The sequence below is a fragment of the Faecalibacterium sp. genome (genome assembly GCF_052358865.1).
GTDB classification, from domain to species: domain Bacteria; phylum Bacillota; class Clostridia; order Oscillospirales; family Ruminococcaceae; genus Faecalibacterium; species Faecalibacterium butyricigenerans.
The window spans coordinates 1-2,681 of the sequence record NZ_DAWCVJ010000140.1; the positions used below are offsets into that span (position 1 = coordinate 1).

General features: G+C 58.4%; 2 protein-coding genes. Both read right to left on the reverse strand.

The genetic code is table 11. From position 1 onward, the window contains the following. Positions 1–416: 416 nt before the first annotated feature. Complete coding sequence (locus ACT8X9_RS13255) at positions 417–1,211, reverse strand: ParB/RepB/Spo0J family partition protein (RefSeq protein ID WP_444269308.1); 795 nt, start codon at positions 1,209–1,211, stop codon at positions 417–419. A gap of 158 nt (positions 1,212–1,369) precedes the next feature. Next, on the reverse strand, positions 1,370–2,077 hold the full coding sequence (gene rsmG / locus ACT8X9_RS13260) for a 16S rRNA (guanine(527)-N(7))-methyltransferase RsmG (protein WP_444269309.1): 708 nt from the start codon (positions 2,075–2,077) through the stop codon (positions 1,370–1,372). Positions 2,078–2,681 lie beyond the last annotated feature (604 nt).

The following is a 2,681-nucleotide window of genomic DNA, read 5'->3' on the forward strand; positions in this document are numbered from 1 at the left end:
CAAAAAAATGCGTTTAGCGAAGCGGCTAGCATTTTTGGGCTTCGACTTCTTCTTTAGGTTTGTTAAGGGCGAGCAGCCCTTAACTCGTTGCGGGGAGAGTGGAGTCCAGAGGTAGGGAGGGGGGAGTCGAAACACCCCTCCCTGCCTCTGGCCCGCGCGGAGCGCAAGCCACTTGACCATAAGAAAAAACATCCCCCGCGCTACCAGCGCGAGAAGGATTTCTGGTTCTCTTTTGGCACGCAAAAGAGAACATTAACCTAGCGTAAGAGCGCTCTGCCCCGCGCACAGGCGCGCGAAACCGTTCATAAGAAAATCAAGCCCTACCTGAACAGCGATTTAACCCACGCACAGGCGCGCACTCCCACTCAAAAGAAAAAGAGCCAATGTTCCACATGGAACACCGGCTCTCTCCCCCCTTACCTTTGTGCCGCTGCCGTCGGGATGCGCACCGTATACTCGATATACCCGTCCCTTTCCTCCCGGTGGGCCGTGGCCGGAACACCATTATCGGTCATGAGACGGATAGCATGGTCGATGGTATTCACAAAGATGCGGACATCCTTCACCATCGAGATGCGATGCCTCCCCGGGGCCGCTTCGTTGAGCAGCTGCTCGATGTACAGGTCGGTGGCTCGGGCGTTCATCTTCCGCTTGGCGATGGTGATGAGGGCCTCGCTGCGGCGATTCTCGGGCAGGCGCAGCACCGCCCGGGCGTGACGCTCCGTGAGGCCGTTGTCCAGCACGAACTGCCGCTGGTCCTGCGTCAGCTGTAAGAGCCGCAGCTTGTTGGCCAGCGTCGGCTGGGCCATCCCCAGCCGCTTGGCCGCCTCGGCCTGCGTGCAGTCCCAGAGGACCATCACATCCCGCAGGCCCTGCGCCTGTTCAAAGGGATTCAGATCTTCCCGCTGCAAATTTTCCAGAAGCCCCATCGCCGCCGTCTTTTCGTCGGCGTAGTCGCAGAGGATGGCCGGGATGGTCTGCATCTTCGCCATCTTGCAGGCCCGGAGCCGCCGCTCCCCCGCTACCAGCTCGTAGCCATCCTCCCGCTTTCGCACCGCAATGGGCTGCAGCAGGCCATTTTCCCGGATGCTGGCCGCAAGCCCCGCAAGCTCCTGCTCATCAAAATAGGTCCGCGCCTGAAACGGCGACGGCTGGATGCTCTCGATGGGGAGAGCGTAGATTTTTCCGGCAGATTTCTTTCTCTCAAACATGATACCGCCCCTTTTCGTCTGGAATCGTCTTGGTTTTCCACCTTTTCCCGGGAAAACGTGGAAAGCTCAGTTGCTTACGTTCCCAGTTTACCAGAAAACAAAAGGCCCTGCCAGAGTTTTCGTTCGGCAGGGTCTTGCATTTTCTGTTCGATGCTTCGTTATTTCAGCGGACTTTTCGCAATTTTTCCGCCGTTTCTGGGGTAGGCAGTCGGAGTTTGCGAAATCTTTTTGCAGAGGATGAGGGTGCGGGTATCGCCCCCCGGCAGATGCAGGGTGCGGGTCTCTCTGTACTCGCCGCCCAGTTTCTTGATGGCTCCCCGTGCCGCAGCAAGCTCCTCCTCGCCGGATGCGCCCTTCATGGCGAGGAAATTTCCGCCCACCTTCACCAGCGGCAGGCAGTATTCTGCCAGCATGGGCAGAGCCGCCACTGCGCGGGCCGAAGCCAAATCGAACTGCTCCCGCCACACCTTCCGGGCAGCCTCCTCGGCGCGCTCCTTGGCGAACTCCACGCCGGTAAGGCCCAGCTGGCCGCAGGCATATTTCAGGAACTCCACCCGCTTGCCGGTCGGCTCCATCAGGGTCAGCTCCAGCTCAGGCTTGTAAATTTTCGTCACGATGCCCGGAAAGCCTGCGCCCGCGCCGACGTCCACCATCTTCCCCGCCACCTCGGGCTGGGACGCAAAGAGTAGGCTGTCGAGGAAATGCTTGTCCTCAATGCCCTCTGGGTCGGTGATGGCGGTCAGGTTGACCTTCTGGTTGTACTCTACCAGAATCTGAGCAAAGGCGTCCAGCTGGTCGAGCTGGGTGCCGGTGAGCGTGATGTTCCATGTGGAACATTTCTGTTCCAGTCGGCTTTTATCGATCATAAACTTATCCTCATTTCACAAAAGCTTATCGCAATTTTTAAAAATAGCATCTATCAAAAGGGTATATTGCTGTCTTTCGCGCTGGTGGCGCGGGGGAGGTTTTTCTTTTGGTCAAGTGGCTTGCGCTCCGCGCGGGCCAGAGGCAGGGAGGGGTGTTTCGACTCCCCCCTCCCTACCTCTGGACTCCACTCTCCCCGCAACGAGTTAAGGGCTGCTCGCCCTTAACGATTCCAAAGAGGAAGTCGAAACGGAAAAAAGCTAGCCGCTGCGCTAAGACGGGTTGCGATACCCAGCGTCCACTTCGTGCCTTGAGCGGCACTCGTGTCCTGCTGACCGCGGCCCCAACAGCTCCTCCCTGTATCCGCCGCAGGCGGCGGTCGTCGCTGTTGCACTTTTTTCTCGTTTCTCCCATTTGCTGCTTCGCAGCAGACTTTACGCCCTTGCAGAACGTGAAGTCCTGCTGACGCGTAACACCATCGGCGGAGCCGTAAACCGGAGAAGTACAAAAAATGCGTTTAGCGAAGCGGCTAGCATTTTTGTGCTTCGACATCTCCTTCGGGGTCTGAAAGGGGCGAGCAGCCCCTTTCTCGTGCCTCCCGCGCCT

What these genes read in the sequence shown, in the direction of transcription:
- ACT8X9_RS13255 (WP_444269308.1), bottom strand. Translation starts at nt 1,211, where the DNA reads ATGTTTGAGAGAAAGAAATCTGCCGGAAAAATCTACGCTCTCCCCATC.
- rsmG (WP_444269309.1), bottom strand. Translation starts at nt 2,077, where the DNA reads ATGATCGATAAAAGCCGACTGGAACAGAAATGTTCCACATGGAACATC.